Here is a 25,612-nt window from a genome sequence, read left to right as displayed (position 1 = left end):
TCATCTACTCCTTTATTGGCCACGATAGGCATTTTCATAAATTTTTAATATTTGATTTTCTGTTAGTTCATAAGGCGTGTTTGAAAGAAGGCGATCAACTTTTGATGCTTGTTTTGCAAGTAACGGAAGATCTTCTTCTTGAATCCCAAGCTCTGATAGGGAGGTAGGGAGGCTTAATGTTTCTAACAACTCATAAAGGTAATGGACAACCGCTCCTTTTGCTTGATGGGGATGGTTTGTAAAATCACCCAGATGCAAAAATGAAGCCACTTCTACCATTTCTTCCATGCAGGACTGCCCGATCACTTCGAATACAAACGGCATGAGTAGCGCATTCGCCACCCCGTGTTCTACATGGTACTTCCCACCTAGTGGGTAGGCCAGTGCATGGACCGCACCGACTCCTGCATTAGCTAAGGAAACACCAGCAAGTAGACTAACCCAGCTCATCTGTTTTCGTGCTTCTAAATCTTTTCCGTTATGGACGGCTTTCGGAATATTGGCAGCGAATAATTTCATCGCTTTTTCTGCATACATTTTTGTCATTGGAGTCGCCCGCTCAGCGACATACGATTCTAGAGCATGGGTGAAAGCATCCACACCTGAAGCGGCTGTCACTTTTGGAGGGCAAGATAAAGTGAGGACAGGATCCACAATGGCTACGTCAGGCAACAAACTTTGACTCACTAATCCTCGTTTAACTTCTTGTTCTTCATCACCGAAGATGGCGTTCATCGTGACCTCTGAACCTGTGCCTGAAGTCGTCGGTAATAGAATGCATTTAACGTTTCGTGTCTCTATGGATTTTTGCCCGCTGAAGCACAAAGAAAGGTCCTCCTCATGCGCCAGTGCTGCCGTTGCTTTAGCTACGTCCAGAGCACTTCCCCCTCCGATTCCGATAATCATGTCACTCTCATGCCTTCTCACCCTATCAATCGAATGAGCAAGCAGATCAAAACTTGGCTCCCCTGATATATCCGTGAATGTAGTGATATCTTTGTCTAGAGGTGCGAGTAGATCCAAAACTTTCTGTACAACTCCTACTTTTTCCAAACCTTTATCGCTGATAAGGGTGATTTTACGGGCATCTAGTTTCGTCACTTCTTCTGCAAGAGTGAGGTTGGCATTCACTCCGAACCGTACATACCCCGGCATGAAAAAATCCTGAAAGTCTTCCGTTTTCACTTGTGGCTGGATCGTTTGCATTGACATTTCATCCCCTCCTATTATTTGAATCCGCATTCAAAAAACAATACATGTTTACTCACTTTCTTCTGAATGGAAATGATCATCCTCTGAATCCATGTGCACCTGCCGTAGTACATCTAAGCCGTCAAAGGTAATCCATTCTTCCACCACCTTCTGGTTATATACTTTCAGATGACTAATGCCTGGGATTTCCACATGGTTTCCACTAGGCTCTCCAAAATATCCAATACCCTCATGAAGTCCCATCATCCTCCATCTGACCGCCACATCCCATTTTTCATCAGAGAGTTCGTTACAAGTCACTCTTTCCACAATGAACTTGGCATTTGGAAATGATGCAAATAAACTCACAAGCATCCCTTGTATTTGTTGGGTACCAATCAAGTCCTTGTCACAGATATAGTGGACGGTCGAATGATCCATATAAAAATCTTTGACCTTGTTGAACAGCCTCCGCTCCCATATGTGGTTATAGAGTTCTAGAATAAAATCTCCGATTTCAAACTCATCATATTTAGGTATATAGGCGGTCGGCATGTACTGGCCTTCCATTGTTTCATTTGCCCCAAACCTTGTTTGCAATGAAACCTTTTTGTTCTTCGTTTTTTTCGCCAATTGTTTTGCGACTTCAACAGGATCAAGATCTAGCTGCTGAACAATATAGAGATTATCCCTGATCAACCATTCTTCAATGATTCGGTTGGAATGTACGAAGCAATCCACGATCGTTCGGAAGAATGCTTTTTTCCCTGTCGAAGGCCCGAAGGATGAATCTCCAAGATTCGTAGCTTTTGATGCAATACGATGGGAAGAGTAAAAACCTTCTTGGTCATTCCCCGACCAAACAACGTTTTCTCCCAGCAATCTTCTGTCAGGGAAAGCATGCAAGGTTTGTAAAGTTCCGGATACGACTTCATTGATTCCATGGATATTAATGGTACCCGTATGCATAACGACATTATTGTGATACGTGTCATAAATCACGCCAATGCCTTTTTCCTCCCAGATGTTATGAGTGATATTCATGATATAGTCTACAAAATCCGAATATTTCTCATCGAACCCTTTCATGCTCTGCTTTTTCTCTTTATTCTGAGAATACTCATTATAATCCGCGTACCCGACCGAATTCACTTCACTTGTGTCGCCATAATAAACGCGGTCATGACTTAAGTTTCTATCATGATTCATAAACTCATTTTCTGTACTTTCCATAAAGACGCTCCTTCCGTTTTTTTGAATCCGCATTCAAAACTGGTAACACATTTAGATTGCCGTCCAGCCACCATCTACTTTAATCGTTTCACCTGTAATAAAATCGGCCATATTCGATGCCAAGTAGATCACAGCTCCCGTCACGTCCCTAGGTCGCGCAAGTTTTCCTAAAGGAATCCTGTTGATGACATCTTCTCGGAACGTAGACTCCTCCAACATCTGTTTGGTCAATTCTGTTTCAATAAATGTAGGAGCCACTGCATTCACATTGATATGTTGAGAAGCCCATTCGACAGCCAGGGCTTTTGTAAGTTGTACAGCCCCGCCTTTACTTGCACAATAAGGAGCTCGTTTGAAATAACCCACAAAAGCCATTTGTGAAACAATGTTGATGATCTTTCCTTTCTTCTGCTTCAGCATGTACCGCCCGACCTGCTGAGAACAGAAAAAACTACCTTTCAAATTCGTGTCAATCATGGAATCCCAGTCTTCTTCTGTCACTTCAAAAGCTGACTTTGGCAAGTTCACACCTGCATTATTTACGAGGATATCAATTCCTCCCATGAGGCCAGCAGCTTCATCTACCATCTGAATAACTTCTGTGACTTCTCTCATATCAGCCACGATATAATTATGTGGTGAGCTAAACCTACTCAGTTCACTCTTAGTTTCTATTAAGGCATTCTCATCCCTTCCTGTAATGACAACTGAAGCACCGAGTTTAGCGAATTCGATAGCTACATCTCTTCCTATCCCTTTACTTCCTCCGGTTACTATGACATGCTTCCCTTTTATATCAGAGAAATGGGCAGTCATCACTTCACTCCTTTCCTCTTCATTTATGATTTGTATATACCTGTCGTTTTTCTTGATATAAGCTCAGGTTCTAACACAATCTGTATTGGAGCATCCACGTGTTCTTTCTCTTCAATTAAAGACACCAGTTTTTCTAGAGTTAACATCGCCATTTTCTCTTTGGGTTGAGTGATGGTTGTCAGTCCTATGAATTGGTTCTTGGCAAGATCTATATCATCGAATCCGATAACGGAAAGTTGCTCAGGTACTGAAATACCTTCACTGGCAGCAGCATCTAAGACGGCCAGCGCCATTTGGTCGGATGATGCAAAAAAACTAGTAGGCCTACTCTGTTGATTTAGTAGATTCTTCGCAAACAGATAAACTTCATCATAAGAAAATTCACGATCATATATGAACTTCTCATTCATTTTCAAACCAAACTTATCAAGGGCATCTTTAAATCCTAAATTACGCAGATGTGTCGTTACATATTTAGAAGGACCTGCAATGTAACTGATTTCCCGGTGGTTAAAATGGTAGAGGTGTTCAACAGCAAGCTGGGCTCCTTTATAGTTATTGACAGCAATGTAGTTGGCATGATCATGCTCCATAATGCTGTTGTAAAGAATGATAGGAAAACCTTTATCGTAAAGTTCTTTGATTTTTTGATTATCCTTATCTGCTGAGGCAACAATGATGCCGTCTACACGTTTTCCCATCAGTGTCTGAATGTACTTATTCAAGTTTTCCTCACTATGATTGGTATTACAAAGAATGACGTTATAATCCATTTCCTGCGCTTTCCTTGTAATCACTTTTGCCGACTCTGAAAAAAATGGGTTAGTAATATCCCCAAGAATCAAACCAATGGTTCTCGTTTTCTTGCTGGCCAAACTTCTGGCAATTTCATCTCTAGTGAATCCTAATTCCTCAATGGCGGTCAGGACCTTTTTCCTTGTTGTTTCTTTCATAAAAGGATAGTTGTTCAATACTCTTGAAACAGTCGATTGTGATACTCCAGCTTTTTCAGCAACATCATAAGCACTAATACGATCTTTCATGTTTTAAAATCCCTTCTATTATATACATTTCATTTTTTAATATTAGAACATTCAGTCTTCTTTCATTATAACTGAATTAGGAGTAGAAAGACCGTTTGAGCGATAAAGAATCCTAATAAAATGTAAGTGTACTTGTCGATGGCACCAGGTAAAATAGACGTTCCTTCCTGATCTTCGGTTCGACCCTCTGACTTGAGCTTTGCCCTTTGACCAAGGATAGTGAATTCTTCGTAGCCCACTTTTTCTGTTTTGAAAAGAAAACTTGCTGTGTAACCAATGATTAGTGTAAAAGCACAGCCAATAGGGTAATTCCATAACCAGTTCACAATTCCCATCTTGCCTATATAGGCTGTTAGAATGATCCCAACTACAAAACCGATAGCTACCCCTTTATCATTTGCTTTATTCGTCAACATTCCAAGCAGGAACATAGCAAGAATTGAACCAGAGAAGTAGGAAAGGTAACTTCCGACTACTTGAAGGATGGAAGCTGTCGTGTCTCCGAAAGCCAATAAGGTAAAGACAATCAGCAATAATCCGAAAACCAATGTGAAGATCATAGAAACTTTAAGCGAAGCCTCTTCCCCTTTTGTTATGAATTTTTCATACACATCTTTTATAAAAACCGTGGTGACGGAGTTCAATACAGAATCTATACTTGACATGGCAGCTGCAAAAACCCCAGCAATCATGAGCCCAAGAACGCCCACAGGTATATTGGAAGCTATGAAGGTGATCATAACATTGTTGGAATTCTCGAATGAACGTCCATCCATCGTGATATACAACAACACGCCAATTAACATAAATACAAAAAACATGATGTTCATAACAAAACCACTGATACAAATGGACTTCTTCACTTCAGTTACGGATTTGGCAGCAAACATGCGCTGCGTCTGGGTTTGGTCTGTAGCATAATATTTTAACCACAAGAATGTACCACCAATTAGAGCAACCCAGAACCCGTTTTCGAGTTGGACATCCAAAGAGAAATCAAGCGCTGCAAGCTTTCCATTTTCCTTAGCTTCACCCAAGGCTTCAAAGAAACCCACCTCTAGGTTAGCGATGATAATCCCCATGGTCACAATGAGTCCACCCCAAAGGACAATCATTTGTATCGCATCGGTCCAAATTACCGCTTTTATCCCACCAAGAAGCGTATATATGATAGATACGACGACGACGATAGGAACCACCACAGACAAGGACCAACCCGTAAATTGCTGAATGATTAAAGAAGGGATAAAAAGAAATGATCCGACCTGAATGATATTCGATACAACAAATCCAAAAACTGCCAGCATGCGGCTGAACCCGCCAAGCCTCATCTCAATATATTCATAAATAGACGTAACATCCAAGTTGTAGAAGAATGGCAGAAATACGGACAACGTAATGATCATGACAATAGGGATACTGTAATTCAACATAAAAGCAATCATACCTGACGTATAGGCCCACCCTGGGCCTCCAATAAACCCATTAGCACTCATCGTGGTAGCAGCAATCGATAATGCGATCGGTAGAGTTGCCACGGATCTGCCACCAATGAAATAATCTTTCTGTGATTTATTTCCCTTCCCCAGCATATAACCCATAACTATTAATCCTGCCATGTATGCTACAATAATCGTTATATCAATTGGATGCATGTGATCACCATCACTCTCCTGTATTATTCAAGATATATCACTTTCACCTGATAAGGTATTGTCTTTTTCTAAGCCTATCGAAAATATCAATATCCAACTGAAGCAAGTATTCTACAATGTCTATCAAAACCCAGTTTTCTGCTAGTAAATCCCCTTCTCTCCTCCACCAATCCATTACTCTCATCGTCACTTTTTTATTTGGGGCTGGTATCCCCAACCATCCCGCGCCTGTGTGTGTCGCTTCCACACTAGGCCACCCCGTTGAAGCGATGTAGGTGCCGTCAGCAAACCTTGACGCATGATTGTGCCCACCCACACGGTCCGGCAGAGCTTTGACGAAAGGACCTTGATGGTAATCTTTGAATCCTTGTATACCCTTTGTCGTCCCTATTCCTCCAGGGCCATACCACATAAAGTCCTCTTTCCAAAATTCTTCCAATCCCTGCTTTTCTAAGCCAGATGATGCTTTCCTGAGACCTTTGAAGATCATATCCTCTACCAGTTGGAGAGACTTCGCTCTCTCATGAGTATCGTCTTCTTTCAACAAAAGTCCATCGTATGTAGAGGGGCCGGGTACATTTGTTTCAGGAGCCAATGATGGAATGAATTTGAACCCTGCTTGTCTCATAACATCAAGCATATCGATTAATAATCTTGTTTCTATAATCTTTCCATCCTTGATTTTATGGAACTCACCAAACCTTATCCACGTCGCATGTTGACTAGCTGGAATCTCTAACCAATCATTTTTAAATGTTCCGACAAAGTTTCCAGTGGCAGTGACCCATTGATTCTCTTGATACTCCCCTGCCATGAGAATATAGGAGTCTTTTTTCAAATCTGGAAAAGAGCTTACCAGGGGTCTGTAGAAAGTGTTTATGATCTGATCAATGCCCTCCACTTTGTTAATGGGATGAAAGCAATAAAGGACTGCATCTTCATGATAGTAATCTTTAATGTTCTCAGCGATATTTTCATTATTTGAGTTGTACAACCTTGACGAAAGTTCTTGAATCAGTTTCTTATTTTTCAAATGTACAGATTCCATTTAACCACTACCTTATAAAAATTTTTAACTCTTGAATCCGCATTCAAAACACACAAAAAATTAATGCTTAAAGTAAGTCTTATACATTATGAATTATTGAATCCGCATTCAAAAATTCATAAAAATAATTTGAACGATTCTGGAGATTTCCTCCTTCCTTTATGAGTTACTGAGAATTATAAAGAAAAAAATTACAATAGTAAAGGATATTTTTAAATTTTCTAAATATTTCGCCACTATTGAGTTTAGTTTGTAATGTATAATCCAATTAACATCATCTTGGCAACCAGTTGAACGAGAATGTCCGGAAGAAAATGTCGCAGACCGGTAGTTATAGACAAAGAACGCTTCGTAACTGAAGCGCTCTTTAATAATGTGTGATTAAGATATCATTCGACCTTTTAAGTAAAGCCCTCAATTTCTCACCTGTGAATATCCCTGTAAATATGTTATTGTACCTGCCCCGCTTCCACCTTGCGATTACAACCCCACTTGACTGGCTGCGTACGCTGCATGTTCTTTGCTGAACCCTTCGAAAACCAATTGATCAATCAAACCCTGTCTTGAGAACGCCATAAAATCAAGATACTCCTCGGCCTTGGTCACCGCCTGTTCCTGCCAATCCACCGAAATATTTTCTACACCATAGGTGGCATCTTCTGTACTGAACCCCTCAAACTCCAATTGATCGATCAACCCTGACTTTGAGAATGCCATGAAACTAAGGTATTGCTCAGCCATAGCTACCGCCTGCTTTTGAGAAACGGTACTGTTTGTGAAGAAAGTGCCTGACCCCCACCACGTTAACACTTTAGGGTAGTGTGAGTCAGGCACTTTCATAATAATTTTCACTTCTCCTTACTTCGTATCTTATCTATAAAGATACTGCTAATAGCAGCAATTAATGTTATATCGACAATTCTAACTGTTAACATATGTGATATATATATAACTTTCCCTAATAACGAATCAAATAGACTTTGAATTTCTAATCCTAATTTAAAAGGGGGAGTAAGAAAATGTACAGAAAAACTATAGTAATATCGATCTAAAAAAGAATATTCTTTACCTTTAAACACTTCCAAATAAAGTTCGTAGATTGAATAAGCAAAAACAAAGTCTGGTAAACTCAAGAAAACAGGTATACCAATAGTAATAAAGGTTATTATAACATTCTTTGAATATACATCTTTATTTTCAACCAGAAAGTATAAAAAGTTCAATAAATGTTTTAACGTGTACACTGCTGTAACTAAGATTATTAAAAACACAAAAATATTGATGTATTGCAATTGAGTAAAAAATGGGAGCCACCCTTTTTCTACAAATGGTAATATTATAGAAATAACAAACAAAATGATTATAATATCATACAAATAAACCCCCACTAACATCCACCTACCGTGGGTAAAAAATCTTCTTATAAGAAATGGAGATAAAATAGTAAATAACAATAACAGACTCATCAAAAAATCGACAATTAAACCTTGATAAGTAAACACTACTAAAATTAGTGAAAAAGAATTGATGGAATAACCAACTTTAGATCGTACTTCTTTACGTAATAAGACAACCCAAATGATAATATTCAAAATAGCAGCAGGAAATAGGGATAAAGATAAATCTCGAGTCATTAAAGGTAAAAAAGAATAATATAAAATTGCAGCCGGATAAACTTCCTTTAAATCTACTAAAACAAAGAACTTCTTCATAGAATTAACTCCCATATATAGGACTTTTAAGTTGTGGCACATCTGTTTTTATGGAACCACCTTTAGATTAAAAACAGTTATCTCATTAGGTATATATACTTTCTTTATTCAAAAAACACCTGTAAATCATTTACCAAAATAATGTAATTATGACCATTAATTATATAGTACAAATAAATCTTAAGATATAAAATATGCATTAAGAATAAGTAAAAGCGCCTAAACTCCACCACGTTAACATTATTGCGAAGTGGGGGGCAAACATTTCCTCAAAGTCTATTACACTTCCATAGAACACTTCTCCTATTGTAGCTACTGAACATTCTTGAAACTGTTAAACGGCAACCGCCTTGCCTCAAAACCAACAGCCCACATCTCTACCCTCTGAGATATGTGCTAACTTATAATACCTTAACAATTGCCCACTTCACCTGATTCACATTAAATTTTGAAACCAGAAGCCAAGTCCTGTGCCAATGTAGTTTCCAAGAATATACCCGAGAGTACCAACAAGAAGAATCGGCACAATCAATTTATGCCACCCTTTTGCAATCGCCATGGCCGCAGCTGTTGTGGGACCTCCCATGTTCGCATTACTTGCAAGGAGGGTCTCTTCTAAACTAAATTTAAACAGTTTACCCAAAACCAGAGAGACTAGCACATTCATCAGAACGATGATCAAAACAAATACCAATAATAAAGGGGATGTTGTGACTACGATGGCGATGGATGCTGGTACCCCGATGACTACAAAGAATAAATAAATTAAGAACGTCCCAAGTTCCTGTGTACCTTTGATGCTTTCGAACTGTCTGGGGAACAATGAAACGGCCAGCACGGTAAGTGTCGTAAGCATCAGATAACGATCGCCAATGATTCCGCCCAGCACCTGATAAATGATGTTTACATCCTCGCCACCAGGAAGGACTCCGGCAAAAAAGTCTGCGAGATTAAAAGATACTGTAACAAGGGCGAATGCACTCGCTACGCTGATCGCAATATCTTTTAATGATATTTCTTTTCCTTTCCAGAAAGAAGCGGCCTGTGTTTCACTCTCGTCTCCAGTAACTCCCGATTCTACCTCATCAATATGAGGGGTTTTGAACCGATCACGGAAAAATGAAAATGTCGGGATGGCCATCAAAACAAAGAAGAAGGTCGCCATCATCATATTGTCTGCAACAACGGTAGCCGAAACAAGTTCACTTGGCGTCTGGAATTTTGCGGCCATGGCTGCAAAGTTTACGCCACCTCCCGTATAGGACCCTGCCATCATGGCACCGATTTTATCCAGATGGGGAATTACATCTTTTAAAAGCATAAAAGAGATGATGGTACCAGCGACCGTACCGATAGAGCTTAACAGGAAGATCGTCAGCATACGTCCGCTTTCCTGCCAAACCTTCCTGATATTCGCCTGAAACAACAGTAACGGAATCGCCAAAGGTACGACATAATTCCATACAGCATCATACACACTGGACTCAAGTGGTATAACATTTAAATTGGCTAATACCATGGCCCCGATTAATGCAATGATGGCTCCGGAAATTTTCGATGCCCATTTGTACTTTTGCTCTAAATATATACTGATGGCCGCCCACCCTGTCAGAAACGACCAGAGTGCCCACGTATTGTCGGACGATATTAACGTGTTATCCAATTTGTTCACCTCTTTTTAATTATTAAAAGTTTCATGGTGTCATTGCCTTAAAGAAAATGCCTGACCCCCACCACTTTTACTCTTTAGCGTTGTGGGGATCAGGCACTTTTCAGCGTCAACTTTTCAATAAACGAGTTGAATGAAGTAGCGCTAGTTAGTTCAAGCAGAACTCCTTGAAACCACCATTTAGAAAAATAAATTCAAATTGATTGCCCCACTTCGTTAAAAATCGAATTGTATCAAGGGCACTCCCATACTAAATTTTATCTAAATCTAGTTTTATCTTTTCAATACGTTTCATTTCTAACTTCGCATCTTCTTCAATCGTTCTCCACTTTTCCACACGATCTTCAATCATACTCTTCACCACTTCAGAATTAGGGCCGCCATGAATACTTCTTTTCTCAACAAACTGCTGAGGATCTACAATGGCTTTCCAATCTTCCTCAGTAATTTCCACCGTCTGAATCCATCCATTTACCTCAACAACCTTAAGCTCATAAAGCTCCTTATTTAAACTGGAGGCTTTTTTTGCCACCATGCTTGAGAGTCCATGAGCTTTTCTGAAGGGTACACTATAATCCCGAGCAAGGACATCAGCCAGTTCTGTAATGGTAATCATGTTCATAGCGGCTTGGTTTCTCGCTTCGTCCTTATTGAAGGACATCGTTGAAATGACAGCTCTCATCAACTTCACGACTCGTAAAGCTTTTCCGAAACCTTCATAAAGGTGGGGCTGCAGATCATCTTCTGTGTCTACGATATCTCCATAAGGGGTGTTATGAATCATCTGCACAATCGTTAACCCTTCCCCAACTGCACTGCTGGCAAGGGCTCTTGAATGCTCCAAGGAAACAGGGTTTCTTTTTTGCGGCATGATGCTGCTTACTTGAACATAAGCATCTGACACTTTTAACAACCCGACCTCTCGAGAGGCCATTCTTAGAAACTCTTGAATCCACCGCCCCATATTTGTCATCAGGCTGACAATGGAAAGCCCGGATTCTAACAGGTAATCCCCCGTGGCAATAGCATCATAGGAGTTCTCCATAATTCCCTTGAAACCTAATAGTTCTTCTACACGGTGGCGATTAATAGGAAAAGCAGTCGTGGTAATAGCTGCGGCTCCCATTGGTGAACGATTGACCACATCATAGGCATTCTGCAGTCTTTGTACATCACGATAAAGGTTATCTGAGATAGCTAAGAGATAGTGGGCAAATGTCGTCGGTTGGGCTGGTTGTGTATGAGTATGTGCAGGCATCACGTCATCTACGTGATGTTTCGATTGTTCGACTAAGGCTTGCCCGAGTGCTTGTGTATGAGCGATCAACTCCAGCAAATGTTCCCGAATTACCAGCCGGTACATGGCTTCTCCCATATCGTTTCTGCTTTTCGCAATGTGCATTTTTCCTGCCAAGTCAGGGCCTATAAGCTCAGCAATTTTTGATTCAACTAAGAAAAATAAATCTTCGTAAACCGGATCATATTGGAATTCTTCTTTGTTCATTTGTGACACTTTTTTAACCCCATGGATGATTTCTTTTGCTTCTTCTTCGGTGATAATTTTTTGTTCTTTAAGCATCGTGGTGTGAGCACGGTGAACCATGAACATCGCATCGAAAAGGTATTCATGCTGATCTTTGAACACTGGTTTTAACAACTCATCGACATACGTCTTCCCTGGAAATCCGATTCCATCTTCCGATTCAAAGTTTGCCTTCAGTTTACTCATCTCTTCACCTCATCTATTAAAGAGTATTTTCTGATTTTACACCGAAAAACTTGTACGAAATGATCATTACGATGGCAATTAACCCGACTTGGATCATGCCGAAGGCCGCGGCCTGCCCTAAATTGAAGAGTCTGAGCTGGTTCATAATTTCTATGGAGATGGGGCGGTTATCCAATGTGTATAACAATACGGAGGTCGGGAATTCCCCAACAGCCTGCACAAACGCAAGCAATGTACCACTTAGTACTCCTGGCATAATAATAGGTAAGACAACTCTTCTAAACGTATAGAACCATTTGGCCCCAAGGCTTTGGGCCGCTTCTTCGATCGAGTCATCCAGCTGCTCTAAAACGGCAGATGTTGAACGAACAACTAATGGTATGAAACGTACAAAATAAGCAAGTGGCAGGATCCAGTAGGTTCCTACTAAAACTTGACCGAAAGAAAATGGGGTTTCCTTATTAAAAGCTAAAATAAGGTTCATACCTACAACAGTAGCCGGCAAGGCCCAAGGAATCATCACAAGAATATCCAGTAAGTTTTTCCCGATGAACTTCCTCTTCACTAATGCATAAGAGGTGATCATTCCAAACACGAAACATCCTAAGCAGGCGACAAAGGCCATAAATAAACTGTTCCTTACAGGATCCCATATGTTCGGGTCTTCAAATAGCAGCCGGTAATTCTCAAAATTAAAAGAAGTCGGATAGGTTTGCCACGTCCACGATCCTTCTGGGACAAAAGATAGGATAGCCAGAACAACGTGAGGCAGAAGCAGGACAATCATAGCGACAACACCTAAACTCACCATAATCCATTTCAATAATGGATTGCTGACTTCACTTCGATGAGCCCCAATCCCTTTGGTACCCATTCTGTAATCCTTCCGACCCTGAAACCAACGCATAAATAACAGAAAGGAGATCGATATAATCGAGAGAATCACAGATTGAGTGGCCGCCATCTCCAAGTTGCCATTAATTTTAGAAAAGTAGATTTGTAAACTTAATACCCTATACCCTCCAGCAAGCAGAAAAGGAGCACTGAAGGATGCCATGGATACCATAAATACAAGAAGCGAAGCAGCCACTAAGGCAGGAGTCAGCAATGGAAAAGTCACCTTCCAAAAAACCCCGAACCGGCTGGAACCTAAATTGGCCGCTGATTCCTCCAAGGATGGATCCACATTATTCAATGCTGAAGATACCGTCATATAGAAGTAGGGATACATCGTATAGGCGTGCACAATCAATATTCCTGACACACCGCCAATGCTGAAGGGAACTTCTTCAAGACCGAAAATATCTCTGATCGCACTTGGGACTAACCCCACTTCTCCATAGAGCCACATGAAAGCCATAACCCCGACGAGCGATGGAAGAACAATGGGCATAATAGCAATTCCTGAGAAAAAGGATCGCCCGGGAAAATCATATCTTGTGAAAATGAAGGCCAATGGAATCCCAATGCACGCACTAAGCAATACAGATAATAAAGATATGTAGACAGAATTCCATAAAGCTTCCAGATTCGATTGGGCTTTAGGGCCGAAAAAATCAATATAATTCTGGAGTGTCATCGCTCCATTTCTTTTAAAACTCTCCAGTAAAGTCTCTATGGAAGGATAAAGGACATAACCCACTAAGATTAAAACAATAGGAATAAGCAAGAATAGGGTTTTTCTTTTTTCAGCATTCAGCATAATGGGCGACTCACTCCTTCTTAGCCTTGGGTACGACACGCACTTGAGAAGGTGGTAATTGCACATATACTTGAGCATTTTCTTTCAAATACGTACTCGGCCCCTTGTTAAGGTCTGTGACTTTCAACGTGACATCACTCTCATGAATCGCGATGAAACTATGCACGGCTTCTCCTGTAAATTGAACCAACTGGACGTTTCCTAAAAAAACGTTTGGCCCGGACAACTCTTCCTCTGACACTTGGATGGCTTCTGGACGGATGGACATTTTCAACGGCCCCTCACTCATCTCCGGCTCAGGAGGAATGACAGCAATGCTTTTATTTAAACCTTCACTATAAAACTCTTCCTTATCTTCTTTCCAGTCCACATCCAATAGATTGGTTTCCCCAATAAATTCTGCGACAAAATCATTGACCGGTTGATTGTAGATCTCCGTCGGTGTTCCGATTTGCTGGCAGTTTCCAACATTAAATACGGCAATCCGGTCGCTCATCGTAAGAGCTTCCACCTGATCATGGGTAACGTAGATCGTCGTAATTCCATATTCACGCTGCAACCTTAGGATTTCATTTCTCATCTCATCTCTTAGACGAGCATCCAAATTACTTAACGGCTCATCTAAAAGTAAGATGTCAGGCTCAATCACTAGGGCTCTTGCTAAAGCTACACGTTGTTGCTGCCCACCACTCAATTGACTCACTTGTCGATCGATGAATGGCTTCAATCTCACTTTCTCTAAAACATCTTCCACCCGCTTTTTGATTTCAGCTTTCTTCTTCTTCCTTACTTTCAAACCGAAAGCCACATTCTCATAAACCGTCATGTGTGGAAATAGGGCATAGTTTTGAAAAACCATGCCCGTATTTCTATTTTCAGGAGAGACGGTTGTCATATCCTTCTCATTGAATTTAACTTTTCCTTCTGAAGGATAATAGAATCCGGCAATCATTCTTAGAGTCGTTGTTTTTCCACACCCGCTGGGCCCTAGAAAAGTAAAGAATTCTCCTTCTTCTATGACTAAATCTAAATCTTTCACAGCTGTAAAGTTTCCGAATCGCTTTGTTATGTTTGAAAGGGTGACAGACGACATGCCAACAACTCCTCTACCGTTGGTTTAGTTCCCTGTTTCTTTTTCACTATTTTTTATATTATTGTCCCAATACTCCATCCACTCTTCAGATTTTTCCTGGAATACGGCCCAATCAATGTCCATCGCATTAATTTCCGTTTCTTCGATCCACTGTGGAAGGTCTTCCACATCATCTCTTGTCGGTATGCGGTAATATTTATCTGCTAATAATTTTGCGGCTTCCTGAGTATTGACGAATTCATAAAAAGCTTTTGCCGCTTCAGGGTGAGGCGCGCCTTCAATCATAGCGATCCCTTCTGTCAGTACAGGGGTCCCGCTCTCAGGAATAACGTAGCTGAACGGATAATCTTTTTCTTCAGCGAGCATGACCGTATCAGGCATGTTCCAGACAGAAAGATTCCCGACACCTTTGGCTACTTGGTTATACATGATTTCCGGGTTTGCGGCGTATTCTTTCGTATTTTCATCTAATTTTTGAAGCCACTCATAACCTGCTTCAGGGCTCTCCGTATCTTTGTAGTCGCGATAAATCATAGCTGAGTAAATGGTACGCATCGTACCAGAGGCCAGCGGATAACGGATGATCAACTCATCTTCCCACTTCGGATCAATTAAATCATCCCAATCCTTAGGCGCTTCTTCTTCCGATATTTCTTTGTTGTTGTATAGGATAACCTCAGGCGTTTGTGACGTTCCTGTCCAATACCACTCTTCATCGTGATACATCTCATCCAGCGCGTCTGCATAACTTGGTTCATATGGCTGCAGAAGTTCTTCATTTTTCGCTTCATCGAACATTACCTGTGGAGCTCCCCACCAAATATCGGCTTGAGTATTATTTTCCTCCGAGCGGACACGGTCCAGGATCTCTTGCGAACCCATATCGAGAAATTCCATATCGACGTCATACTCTGCTTCGAATTGTTGTTCAAATTCACTCAATATGTCTTTCCCATGCGGAGAGTAAACAACGACCTTATCTTCTAAATCTCCATTTTCGCCATTGGATCCTTCACTTGAATCCCCATCCGTACTGCTGGACTCTTCGTTTCCAGCCATACAACCAGTAAGTATAAAACCAAAGACAAGTAAAAAAGCCCAAACCTTCACCCAATGAGTTTTCTTTTTCATTAGAAATGCCCCCTTCAGATTTGAATCACTGATTCATACTCTTTCAGAAATAAAGCGACTGCTCCGACAATACCGGCTTCTCTCCCAAATGTGGATGGGACTACTTTGCAGCTCTCTGGTGTAAACTCCTCTACAATCCTGGATAACGTTTTTTCGAATTCATCAAATGAACCGCTTACACCACCTCCTATAATGACTAACTCAGGGTTAAACAATGAGATATAATTAGCGATTCCGAAGCCTAAATGTTCGACTGCTGTATCTACGATCTCCATCGCATCTTGATCGCCTTGTCTTCTTAACTCGAACGCCTCTTTTGCTGTCATATTCTTATTTTTCCGCTCAGAGAGGCGCTTTCCGATAGAAGCCCCGCTTGCTATGCTTTCCAGGAAGCCATATCCTTTAAAGGTTGGCTGGTACCCTTTCGCCTTTTGGGCATCCGTTACAAGGTATCCCATTTCACCTGCACTGTAGCTACTTCCTCTATAAAGTTTTCCATTCAGAATCATTCCACTTCCAATACCTGTGCCCACCGCGATATAGATGATATGATCCAATGCTTTGCCTGCGCCTACCCAATGTTCACCTAATACACTCGTATTCACATCGTTTTCTACGTATATAGGAAAAGGGAAGTATTGACTTGCCCGTTCTCTAACAGGGTAATTGACCCACTTCAAACTGGGGGCGTCTACAACAATTCCTTCCTTTACATTGGTCACTCCAGGTACGCCCATGCCCATCCCCATGATGTCATGGACGGATAAATTGAGTTCCTTCAACATATCGTGAACATCTTCTTTCAAACGCTTGAGGAGATCTCCTTCTAAATAATCCTTTGTAGCAAATTCCCGGTATGCGTAAATATGACCTTTTAAACAGGTAATGCCGGAAGCTATTTTTGTTCCACCTATATCCACACCAATGACGTAGGAAGATTCAGGGTTGAATACAAGTTGTACAGGTTTTCTTCCACCAGTTACGGTAGATTTACCCGGGCCTGTTTCAAGCACCCACCCTTCCTGGATCAGGTTCTCCACCAACAAGGACACAGAGGGTTTACTCATATGTATTTTCTTTGAGATCTCAGAGCGCGAGATTGGCTCATGATCACGAATACATTTCAATACTAATTTTTTGTTCATGTTTTTGATGTATGCTGCATCACCCTTCTGCATGGCATGTGCTCCTTTATTACGATTGTGTTAGTTAGTTAGAACAACTTACTAACTATACTTCATTTATACTTGCGCCTTCCATAATTGTAAAATCATGTATTTAACTGAAAATAGTAAATAATTGGATTATGCTTCTATTACCTTTTATTCCCTTTAATTTCCTTTGTTTTTATAATATTTTGTATATTTTGTCAAATTAATCCTTTTGACTCATACAAAACAGGCCTAAAGGTAGTTCCAATATTTGTATAAAATGAATTATAATGACAACAAGTTAGTTAGCAAACTTAACTAACTAATCTATTTAAGGAGGAATTTTTTGAAGAATCTTGGCTATGTTTTGTTGGTTACGTTGTTAATGATTTCAGGATTTACTTCCAGTCCCTCAATCAGCTCTGCTCAAGAATCAACCGCTTCGGAATTGGAACTATGGGAGTCAGTGGTGCCTTTGACGACTACCGCAAGTTTTATGAATACCGGTGCACACCCGGATGATGAAAGAAGCCAATTTCTCGCTTACTTATCACGAGGAGAAGGAATCGAGACCTCTTTCCTCTTGTCTACTCGAGGGCAGGGAGGCCAGAATGAAATAGGAAGTGAGCTTGGTGATGGTCTTGGTATTATCCGCACAAACGAATTACAAGCATCCTCCGATGTTCTAGGGATCGACATCTTCTTCCTCAACCAAGGTTTCGAGGATGATATCAAGGATTTCGGTTTTTCAAAATCCCCTGAAGAAACCCTTGAGAAATGGGGAGAAACAGCAACTTATGAGCGCTTAATTCAACACATCCGTGAGTTCAAACCCGATGTTCTCATGCCTTCCTTCCGCAACGTAGACTCTCAACATGGCCACCACCGTGCCATGACCATGCTTACCGAAAAAGCATTTGATGATGCTGCAGACCCCAAAGTTTTCCCAGAACAGCTCCAAGATGGTTTAACCACATGGCAGGCTAAAAAGCTTTACCTTCCAGCAGAAAGCGAAGAACAAACAACCATCTCCATCGAAATTGGAGCATACGATGAGCATTACGATATGACCTACCCTCAACTTGGTGAAAAGGCCCGATACTTACATGAATCTCAAGGAATGGGACGAGATGTCGGAGATGGCCCTGTCTCCGTTGATCTTCAACTCGTTAAATCTACCGTGGGAGATATTCCTGAAAAAGAAGATCATTTATATGAAGGAATCCCTTATGATTTCTCAGATTATACAAGCGATCTCACAAAATCAGGTAACAAGTATAAACAAAGCCTGAAAAAACTCCAACATAACTTAGAGAAAGTTAAAGAAGCGTACCCAAATCATAGTCAAGTACTTACTCATGCCGAAAAAGCTTATCAACACTTACAAAGACTTCAATCACAAATGGCGAAGGAAAACAAACTTCCTGAACAATTTAAAAATACACTTCAACACAAACTTGAAGTTAAAGAAGAACAATTAACCCATACCCTTTTTGTCGCGGGTCAACTTGATGTTGAAGTCGAAGTGGATGACCCTCAACTCACTTACAACGACACGACAGATGTAAGCGTGACCATCAAAAACAACGGGTCAGAGAAAGTGCGTAATTTGGATGCATCCCTCTCCATTCCCGAGGATTGGGAAGTAAAAGACAATGGTAAGGAAGCAACCCTACAACCTGGCCAAACGAAGACTTTTGAATATCAAGTAAAAGCATCTTCAAGAAACTATTATGATGCTTATGATCCTAGCAGTATAACAGCAGAGGTGAGCTTCCAAACGAGAAACAGTACGGCAACGAATGAGTACACTCCTGAGGAAAGAGTATCCTTATTGCCTGAAGTCTCTTTAAAACCAAACCCGGAGAATCTCGTGATCAATACGAAAGACATTGAAGATACTCTCCCATTAGAAGTGACGGTAGAGAAATTTGCCGAAGGGGAATTAACGACGGACGTTTCTTTGAACTTACCAGAGAATTGGCAGTCAGAACCTGCCACACAGTCGGTTCACTTTGAAGCTTCCGAGAAAGAAAAGATGATTACATTCGACCTGATCCCACCAAAAGATGTGGATGAAGGAGCATTCAACATAACACCTGAAGCTCACGTGAATGAAGTTCAGATCACTAAGAATGTACAAACCATTGATTACGACCATATTGGCACAAACTACTACCTTTCCAATGCAGATGTAGAAGGCATAGCTTTCCCTCTTCAATACCCTGAAGACCTTAAAATAGGCTATGTAGAGAGTGGCTTTGATGAAGTCGCCGATCAATTAATGAATGTGGGCATGGATATTACTAAACTGACCGAACAAGATCTATCCAGCGCCGACCTTTCTCAATACGATACCATCGTGACAGGAATCCGTGCGTATCTTTCCAGAGAAGATCTTCTTCAACATAATGAACGTCTACTAAAATATGTAGAGAATGGCGGTCACCTTGTCGTTCAATATAATAAACCTTGGGATAATTGGAATCCGGAAACAACCGCTCCTTACAAATTAGTTATTGGTCAGCCATCTATTGAATGGAGAGTCACCCGCGAGGATGCGCCTGTAGAAGTGCTGAAACCAGAGTCTCCATTGTTTAATTTCCCTAACACCATCCAACAGTCGGACTGGGATGGATGGGTCCAGGAACGGGGCCTCTATTTCCCAATGGACTGGAGCAGCGAATTTGAAACATTCGTGAGTGTAGCAGATCCTGGAGAGGAACCTTTCGAAGGTGGAATTCTTATGGCAGATTACGGAGAAGGAACCTATATCTATTCAAACCTCGTTTGGTACCGACAAATCCAAAACCAGGTCCCTGGCGGATATCGGATCTTTACCAATTTAATCAGTTACCCTTATTACAACGAATAAATAGTCTGTTCACAATAAATAACCCGTCTCCTTTTAAAAATAGAAGGCGGGTTATTTTTAAATTGCTATTGAAAGTATTGAAAGTGCCTGCCCCCGATTCTATTAACTTTTAACGCACTGAACGTCAGGCACCATAGCCTTCACCATAATTACTCTTTGTGTAAACTTTCCCTTCCATTAAAAGACGCGCGGTTCTGCCGACCTTAATGGACAACGGAAACTCATTATATATAGTTTCCATAACCCCCGCTGGGTGACCTATAGAAATGTTGTTGCTATTCTTATCAATTATTTCAGAAAGGATCGTGCCTTCAATCTTACCGGCACCTGTGATACATACCGCGCCTGTTATAGCCAGAGCTTTATGAGGCCGCTGCATGGACATCATTCTGACTAATACGTCAAAATCTTTTCCCTTATGAAACTTGCCGTCAGTATCCTTATAATCAAAAGGTTTAGAAACCACTGTTAATTTAGGCGTTGCCGGGGAAATCCTCGTAGCTTCAGACTTGGATGCGAAGCCGCACTTCTCAGCTGCTGCCGCCCGTATTTCTTCTAAAAGGTCGATCTGCTCCTTTGAGTACTCCTCTGGTGATTCATCTCCACGAAGACCTATATCCTGGGCACGGACGAATACCAGGGGATTTGCTATATCCACGATAGATGCGCGGATTTCCCCTAAAGAGCACGAGAGTAAATCGATTGGTCTACCTGTAGGAAGAACTTTTCCTGTAACAGCTCCTTCAGGATTTTCAAAGGATAAGAATATAGGAGAAGCACTCCCTGGCACACCAGGAATCGAATAGTCCCCTTCTGTTTTTACTTTTCCATTTTCCACTTCTACCTCAGCTGTAATTATTTTATTCGTATTTGTATTGTATATTCTTACCTTGGTGATAGGTTCTTCTATTGAAACAAGTCCCTTAGCTATTGCATAAGGACCGACTGCTGAAGAAATATTCCCACAATTCCCCTTATAATCCACCATTTGATCATATAAGCTTACTTGAGCAAAAGTATATTCAATATCATAGGAAGGGTTGCTACTTTTATTGATAATAGCCACCTTGCTTGTAAGAGAATTAGCTCCTCCCAACCCGTCTATTTGATTAGGATCTGGACTCCCCATGATATCTAGTAAAAACTGCTCTGTTTCCAGGTCATGTGCAGGCAAATCTCTCTTTTGCAAAAAGACCCCTTTACTGGTTCCTCCACGCATTAAAGTTATAGGTACTTTATTCATTTTAATGCCCTCCTTAAAGAAAAATGAATGTTGTCCAGATGGTACCCATAGCGTACAATGGAAATAATTATAAGAAAAATCAAAATTTTATATGAATGTATATAAATATATTTTATAAATAAGGAGAGTTTCATCTTATGGATCAAAAAGACTGGCAGATTTTAAATGCAATTGCAGAAGAAAAAAGCTTAACAAAAGCAGCTGAAAAATTATTTATCACTCAGCCTGCTCTTAGTTACCGATTGAAGCAGCTGGAAGAGTCCTTTCAGACCAAGCTTTTCTTTCGCACAAAAAAAGGAGTTGAGTTTACTTCTGAAGGCGAACTTCTTGTAGATTATTCAAAGGAACGGATTAAGGAATATCTTACATTAAAAGATGAAATTTTTAACATTGGTAATGAAGTGAGAGGCACTCTTCGGATCGGTGTTTCAAGTAACTTTGCACAATATAAGCTTCCCGCATTATTGAAGAAATTCTCTACCTCTTATCCCAATATTCAATTTAAGGTACAGACCGGATGGAGTACCGAAATCATGAACTTATTAAATCAATCTCAAATCCACTTGGGAATTCTCAGGGGGGATTATGATTGGGAAGGAGAAAAATCACTTTTAACGAAAGAGCAATTGTATATCATATCTAAAAATGAAATTTCACTAGATGAACTCCCTCAGCTTCCCTTCATTTATTACAAAACCGATAATTCACTAAAACAGCTGATCAGCAAATGGTGGAATGATCAATTTTCTCAATCTCCTTTAACTGCAATGGAAGTGGACAGACAGGAAACGAGTAAAGAGATGGTAAAGAATGATTTAGGATTTTCTGTTGTTCCCGAAATCTGTCTAACCCCTTCCGATGACCTGTATAAGGAAGGGTTAACCTATAAAAATGGAGAGCCTGTCTTGCGTGATACATGGCTAATGTACCGGACAGACTTTATCCAGCTTACTATTGTAAAAGCTTTTATCGATTTCCTAATCAAACAGCAGACTGTAAAAATATAAAAATATTTTATAGATGACAATAATATTTATCTATTTTACTTATGACAATGATTTTTATAACCTTATGACAACACAAAAAAGAAGGAGGACATCGCATTGAGGAAAATGTATGCGCTTACTTTGTTGCTGGTTCTTAACCTTTTTTTAGCAGGTTGCCAACCCTTATCCATTGTCAGTTCTATTGGAACGAGTAGTAAAGAAGAGCAAGGTTATAATGAGGATCTTCTGACAATGGTCGTTCCTTATGGTTCAGGAGGCGGAACCGATGTATTTGCCAGGTTTATGGCAGCACCGCTGTCAAACCATATAAAGAACCAGCCGAGTATTCAAGTTGAGAACGTCCCTGGCGGTGGAAGTATTACAGGAACAAATGAATATGTAAATTCTTATGATAAGGATGGGACAAATCTAGTAACAACCAGTGCTTCCACTCATATCCCCTATTTACTGAATCAATCATCTGTTCAGTATAGTTTTGATGAACTGACTCCCCTTGTTGGCGCACCTACAGGAGGTGTTGTTTATGGGTCAACAGATTTAAATATTCAAGATGGTTTTGATCTCGGCCAAGTGAAAGAAAAGCTCTATTATGCAGGCATGTCTCCCACAGGATTGGATTTAACGACTCTACTCTCTTTTGAAGTACTGGAGATAGATGCCAAAGCAGTACTGGGTTACGAAGGAAGAGGTCCAGCAAGAGTAGCTTTTGAACAAGGAGAAAGTAATATTGACTTTCAAACAACGACATCCTATAAGCAGAACATAGAGCCTAAGGTGGAGAATGGGAAAGCTGTTCCCCTCTATAGTCTAGGCCAAATCGATGAAAACGGTGCAGTTGTGAGAGATCCGCAATTCCCTGACCTTCCAACTGTAAAAGAAATTTATAAAGAGCTTCACGGGAGCGAACCTAAAGGACAAGCATGGGAAACCTACAAACATTTTCTAAACGCTACCTATACCCTACAAAAAGTGATATGGGTTCATAAGGATGCGCCTGAGAGTGCAAAAGAAGAATTGAAAAAAGCAGCCAACCAATTAATGAAAGATGAACAATTCCAGCAAAAGTCTTCTATTATTCTAGAAGATTATGAAATATACTCCCAGGCAGAGTTAGAGAAAAGGATAGAAAACTTAGAGAAAAATATGAATCAGGAAACAATCAATTGGATTTATGATTTCCTTTTAAGAGAACATGGAGTTGATGTCAGAAAACTATAGAAGCGGAGGGATATTATGATTGAAAGTGCAATAGAAGCCTTAAGTATTGTTTTAGATCCATCGAGAATTTTATTCATGTGCCTTGGTATTGGGCTTGGCATCGTCGTTGGCCTGCTCCCGGGTTTAGGCGGAACCGTAGGGATGTCTCTTTTACTTCCGTTTGTATTTGGGATGGACCCCTTTGTCGGCATGGCCCTGTTGATTGGCATGGTAGCCGTTGTCCATACTGGAGACACCTTTCCTTCTGTATTGCTTGGAATCCCTGGCTCTTCCGGATCACAGGCAACCATTATGGACGGATTCCCCTTAGCTAAGAAAGGCGAAGCATCCAGGGCGATGGGGGCTGCGTTATTTTGCTCTATGATCGGTGGAGTCATAGGCGGGGTTGCTCTTTATCTGGCGATTCCAATGGCTGCTCCGCTTATTACTAGTTTCAATTCACCGGTATTATTTATGTTAACGATGCTTGGACTGAGCATGGCCGGCCTTTTAGCAGGAGATTCACCTGCTAAGGGAGCCTTGTCAGGTTTAATGGGTTTAATGATCGGCTCCATCGGAAGTGCTCCAGCTATTACGGAATACCGGTACACCTTTGATTTTCTATATCTTTCTAATGGTCTTTCCCTCCCAGTTGTCGCCTTAGCGATCTTTGCCTTTCCAATTCTCATTACAATGCTGACCCATAAGGGAAGCGTAGCGGAAGCGAATCACTTAAAAGGCGGGGTTTTAAAAGGCGTGGGTGATGCTCTTAAGAACAAGTTCTTAATCATGAGAAGCGCTGTCTTAGGAAGCCTGATCGGATTCATTCCCGGTTTGGGAGGAAGTGTCGTCGACTGGCTTGCATATGGAGCAGGTAAAAAGACGATAAGAAATAATCAGTTTGGTGAGGGAGACATTCGTGGAGTAATCGCTCCTGAAAGTGCAAACAACGCGAAAGAAGGCGGATCTCTCATCCCGACTCTGTTATTTGGCATTCCTGGAAGTGGAACAACTGCAATCCTGCTGGGCGGATTAATATTAATGGGATTAGAAGCAGGACCAAGAATGTTGACCACCGATTTATCTCTCACTTTATCTATTGTTTGGACACTTGTGATTGCCAACATTATTGGAGCTATTTTATGTATGACTTTAGTTAAACCTATTGCCAAACTTAGCTTGATCCCAGGAGAGAAGCTGGTCCCCTTCCTAACCATCCTGTTATTAATTGGAGCTTACCAGAGTAATTTTGCCTGGGGTGACATTATAGCCTTTATCGCAATCGGTTTGTTGGGATATATCATGACGATCCTTGATTGGCCGCGTCCCCCATTACTTATCGGGTTTGTATTAGCCATATCAGCAGAAAGGTACTATTGGATCTCCATTGAAAGATACGGCTGGGAATGGCTCAGCAATCCTATCGTTATTTCGATCGGTGTATTAATCGTCATCCTTCTTACAGGAGGATCGATAATGAAAAAAATCAGCAACAACCTGCAGAGAGAAGGTGTATAAATGACTAAACAAACCCTAAATGTAATATTTACTATTTGTATATTTATTGTTTTTGTCTGGGCCGCTGTTACTGCGCTTGCTTTTTCCCGCTTAGCTCAATTCTTCCCTTTATATGTTTCTATCGCCGGGAGTCTTGTATCGGGTATTTATCTAGTAAAGGAAGTTGCAAAAATAATGAAACAAAAAGAAAAAGATTCGCATCCGAAAGTTTTAATTGTTAAACCGATTATATATATAGGATGGATTGTAGGTTACGTCATCACTATTTCTTTAGTGGGGTTATTTGTTGCTTCTACTATTTACCTTATCGCCTTTTTACTTATAGAATCTAAGTTCACTTTCGTCAAAGCTCTCTACTCTACTGGCATTGCTTTAGTTATTATTACAGTTTTAAGCAATTTACTAAACATTGCATGGCCGCAGAGTGTATTGTTAGGGCTCTGAAGTGGAAGAGTGAAATGGATAAATAGGGTCCACATACAAGAGGGAATTTTCTTAAAAACACCCAAAAACTTCCAATAGTTAAAAAACTATGGAAGGTGCCTTCAGAACTGTTGATTAGACATAATATCAGTGCCTGACCCCCACCACGATAAAAC

20 protein-coding genes are annotated in these 25,612 nt (G+C 40.7%); 5 read left to right on the top strand and 15 right to left on the bottom strand.

Going from position 1 to position 25,612, the window contains the following annotated elements; all coding sequences use genetic code 11:
- Positions 1 to 12: 12 nt before the first annotated feature.
- From BLS23_RS13080 to BLS23_RS13015, 14 genes are all read right to left on the bottom strand, one after another.
- On the bottom strand, positions 13 to 1,212 hold the full coding sequence (locus BLS23_RS13080; RefSeq protein WP_089652989.1) for an iron-containing alcohol dehydrogenase: 1,200 nt from the start codon (positions 1,210 to 1,212) through the stop codon (positions 13 to 15).
- A 48-nt stretch (positions 1,213 to 1,260) separates the two neighbouring features.
- Positions 1,261 to 2,424, bottom strand: coding sequence for an ester cyclase (locus BLS23_RS13075; protein WP_208599180.1), 1,164 nt, complete (start codon positions 2,422 to 2,424; stop codon positions 1,261 to 1,263).
- Positions 2,425 to 2,475: 51 nt separating this feature from the next.
- Entirely contained in the window at positions 2,476 to 3,240 is a 765-nt protein-coding gene (locus BLS23_RS13070) for an SDR family NAD(P)-dependent oxidoreductase (protein WP_089652988.1), read from the bottom strand.
- Positions 3,241 to 3,263: 23 nt separating this feature from the next.
- Positions 3,264 to 4,283: a LacI family DNA-binding transcriptional regulator gene (locus tag BLS23_RS13065; RefSeq protein WP_089652987.1), complete on the bottom strand. Its 1,020-nt coding sequence runs from the start codon at positions 4,281 to 4,283 to the stop codon at positions 3,264 to 3,266.
- 65 nt (positions 4,284 to 4,348) lie between these two features.
- Entirely contained in the window at positions 4,349 to 5,938 is a 1,590-nt protein-coding gene (locus BLS23_RS13060; protein ID WP_089652986.1) for a sodium:solute symporter family transporter, read from the bottom strand.
- A gap of 43 nt (positions 5,939 to 5,981) precedes the next feature.
- Positions 5,982 to 6,986: an ester cyclase gene (locus BLS23_RS13055; protein WP_089652985.1), complete on the bottom strand. Its 1,005-nt coding sequence runs from the start codon at positions 6,984 to 6,986 to the stop codon at positions 5,982 to 5,984.
- A gap of 480 nt (positions 6,987 to 7,466) precedes the next feature.
- Positions 7,467 to 7,826: an Ltp family lipoprotein gene (locus BLS23_RS13050; protein ID WP_089652984.1), complete on the bottom strand. Its 360-nt coding sequence runs from the start codon at positions 7,824 to 7,826 to the stop codon at positions 7,467 to 7,469.
- An 8-nt stretch (positions 7,827 to 7,834) separates the two neighbouring features.
- Positions 7,835 to 8,698 (bottom strand): hypothetical protein, encoded by an 864-nt coding sequence (locus BLS23_RS13045; protein ID WP_089652983.1) that lies wholly within the window; start codon positions 8,696 to 8,698, stop codon positions 7,835 to 7,837.
- A gap of 436 nt (positions 8,699 to 9,134) precedes the next feature.
- Positions 9,135 to 10,361, bottom strand: a complete 1,227-nt coding sequence (locus tag BLS23_RS13040) for a DUF819 family protein (RefSeq protein WP_089652982.1) — start codon at positions 10,359 to 10,361, stop codon at positions 9,135 to 9,137.
- Positions 10,362 to 10,617: 256 nt separating this feature from the next.
- Positions 10,618 to 12,096 carry an argininosuccinate lyase gene (gene argH / locus BLS23_RS13035; RefSeq protein WP_089652981.1) on the bottom strand — a complete coding sequence of 493 codons (1,479 nt, stop codon included), beginning with the start codon at positions 12,094 to 12,096 and terminating at the stop codon, positions 10,618 to 10,620.
- A 16-nt stretch (positions 12,097 to 12,112) separates the two neighbouring features.
- Positions 12,113 to 13,798 (bottom strand): ABC transporter permease, encoded by a 1,686-nt coding sequence (locus BLS23_RS13030; protein ID WP_244157203.1) that lies wholly within the window; start codon positions 13,796 to 13,798, stop codon positions 12,113 to 12,115.
- Positions 13,799 to 13,808: 10 nt separating this feature from the next.
- The gene (locus BLS23_RS13025) at positions 13,809 to 14,891 is read right to left on the bottom strand and encodes an ABC transporter ATP-binding protein (protein ID WP_089652980.1); all 1,083 of its coding nucleotides are present in this window, start codon (positions 14,889 to 14,891) and stop codon (positions 13,809 to 13,811) included.
- 24 nt (positions 14,892 to 14,915) lie between these two features.
- Positions 14,916 to 16,022, bottom strand: coding sequence for an extracellular solute-binding protein (locus BLS23_RS13020; protein WP_089652979.1), 1,107 nt, complete (start codon positions 16,020 to 16,022; stop codon positions 14,916 to 14,918).
- Between the two features lie 14 nt (positions 16,023 to 16,036).
- A complete protein-coding gene (locus tag BLS23_RS13015) occupies positions 16,037 to 17,200 on the bottom strand; it encodes an ROK family transcriptional regulator (RefSeq protein WP_089652978.1) in 1,164 nt (387 codons plus the stop codon).
- A gap of 319 nt (positions 17,201 to 17,519) precedes the next feature.
- Between BLS23_RS13015 and BLS23_RS13010 the strand changes: the two genes are divergently transcribed.
- The gene (locus tag BLS23_RS13010) at positions 17,520 to 20,048 is read left to right on the top strand and encodes a PIG-L family deacetylase (RefSeq protein WP_244157201.1); all 2,529 of its coding nucleotides are present in this window, start codon (positions 17,520 to 17,522) and stop codon (positions 20,046 to 20,048) included.
- A gap of 124 nt (positions 20,049 to 20,172) precedes the next feature.
- Here BLS23_RS13010 and BLS23_RS13005 read toward each other — a convergent pair whose 3' ends face one another.
- Positions 20,173 to 21,291 carry a 2-methylaconitate cis-trans isomerase PrpF family protein gene (locus tag BLS23_RS13005; protein WP_089652977.1) on the bottom strand — a complete coding sequence of 373 codons (1,119 nt, stop codon included), beginning with the start codon at positions 21,289 to 21,291 and terminating at the stop codon, positions 20,173 to 20,175.
- Positions 21,292 to 21,428: 137 nt separating this feature from the next.
- On the opposite strand from BLS23_RS13005, the gene BLS23_RS13000 reads away from it, so the two are divergent.
- The 4 genes from BLS23_RS13000 to BLS23_RS12985 all read left to right on the top strand — a co-directional run bounded on the left by BLS23_RS13000 (position 21,429) and on the right by BLS23_RS12985 (position 25,457).
- Entirely contained in the window at positions 21,429 to 22,298 is an 870-nt protein-coding gene (locus BLS23_RS13000; RefSeq protein ID WP_089652976.1) for a LysR family transcriptional regulator, read from the top strand.
- A 105-nt stretch (positions 22,299 to 22,403) separates the two neighbouring features.
- A complete protein-coding gene (locus tag BLS23_RS12995) occupies positions 22,404 to 23,516 on the top strand; it encodes a type 2 periplasmic-binding domain-containing protein (protein WP_244157209.1) in 1,113 nt (370 codons plus the stop codon).
- Positions 23,517 to 23,531: 15 nt separating this feature from the next.
- Positions 23,532 to 25,013: a tripartite tricarboxylate transporter permease gene (locus BLS23_RS12990; RefSeq protein ID WP_089652974.1), complete on the top strand. Its 1,482-nt coding sequence runs from the start codon at positions 23,532 to 23,534 to the stop codon at positions 25,011 to 25,013.
- Positions 25,014 to 25,457, top strand: coding sequence for a tripartite tricarboxylate transporter TctB family protein (locus tag BLS23_RS12985; RefSeq protein ID WP_089652973.1), 444 nt, complete (start codon positions 25,014 to 25,016; stop codon positions 25,455 to 25,457).
- The last annotated feature ends 155 nt before the right edge of the window (positions 25,458 to 25,612 follow it).

The organism is Halobacillus aidingensis, assembly GCF_900104185.1.
Lineage (GTDB): Bacteria > Bacillota > Bacilli > Bacillales > Halobacillaceae > Halobacillus > Halobacillus aidingensis.
The sequence above is the reverse complement of the archived record's forward strand: the minus strand, read 5'-3'. Positions and strand labels throughout refer to the sequence as shown.

Bases quoted from the DNA above. Each gene is read 5' to 3' on its own strand.
- BLS23_RS13065 (WP_089652987.1), bottom strand. From the start codon at position 4,283: ATGAAAGATCGTATTAGTGCTTATGATGTTGCTGAAAAAGCTGGAGTA.
- BLS23_RS13025 (WP_089652980.1), bottom strand. From the start codon at position 14,891: ATGTCGTCTGTCACCCTTTCAAACATAACAAAGCGATTCGGAAACTTT.
- BLS23_RS12995 (WP_244157209.1), top strand. From the start codon at position 22,404: ATGTATGCGCTTACTTTGTTGCTGGTTCTTAACCTTTTTTTAGCAGGT.
- BLS23_RS13080 (WP_089652989.1), bottom strand. From the start codon at position 1,212: ATGTCAATGCAAACGATCCAGCCACAAGTGAAAACGGAAGACTTTCAG.
- BLS23_RS13055 (WP_089652985.1), bottom strand. From the start codon at position 6,986: ATGGAATCTGTACATTTGAAAAATAAGAAACTGATTCAAGAACTTTCG.
- BLS23_RS13045 (WP_089652983.1), bottom strand. From the start codon at position 8,698: ATGAAGAAGTTCTTTGTTTTAGTAGATTTAAAGGAAGTTTATCCGGCT.
- BLS23_RS13070 (WP_089652988.1), bottom strand. From the start codon at position 3,240: ATGACTGCCCATTTCTCTGATATAAAAGGGAAGCATGTCATAGTAACC.
- BLS23_RS13020 (WP_089652979.1), bottom strand. From the start codon at position 16,022: ATGAAAAAGAAAACTCATTGGGTGAAGGTTTGGGCTTTTTTACTTGTC.
- BLS23_RS12985 (WP_089652973.1), top strand. From the start codon at position 25,014: ATGACTAAACAAACCCTAAATGTAATATTTACTATTTGTATATTTATT.
- BLS23_RS13000 (WP_089652976.1), top strand. From the start codon at position 21,429: ATGGATCAAAAAGACTGGCAGATTTTAAATGCAATTGCAGAAGAAAAA.
- BLS23_RS13060 (WP_089652986.1), bottom strand. From the start codon at position 5,938: ATGCATCCAATTGATATAACGATTATTGTAGCATACATGGCAGGATTA.
- BLS23_RS13030 (WP_244157203.1), bottom strand. From the start codon at position 13,798: ATGCTGAATGCTGAAAAAAGAAAAACCCTATTCTTGCTTATTCCTATT.
- argH (WP_089652981.1), bottom strand. From the start codon at position 12,096: ATGAGTAAACTGAAGGCAAACTTTGAATCGGAAGATGGAATCGGATTT.
- BLS23_RS13075 (WP_208599180.1), bottom strand. From the start codon at position 2,424: ATGGAAAGTACAGAAAATGAGTTTATGAATCATGATAGAAACTTAAGT.
- BLS23_RS13015 (WP_089652978.1), bottom strand. From the start codon at position 17,200: ATGCAGAAGGGTGATGCAGCATACATCAAAAACATGAACAAAAAATTA.
- BLS23_RS13005 (WP_089652977.1), bottom strand. From the start codon at position 21,291: ATGAATAAAGTACCTATAACTTTAATGCGTGGAGGAACCAGTAAAGGG.
- BLS23_RS12990 (WP_089652974.1), top strand. From the start codon at position 23,532: ATGATTGAAAGTGCAATAGAAGCCTTAAGTATTGTTTTAGATCCATCG.
- BLS23_RS13050 (WP_089652984.1), bottom strand. From the start codon at position 7,826: ATGAAAGTGCCTGACTCACACTACCCTAAAGTGTTAACGTGGTGGGGG.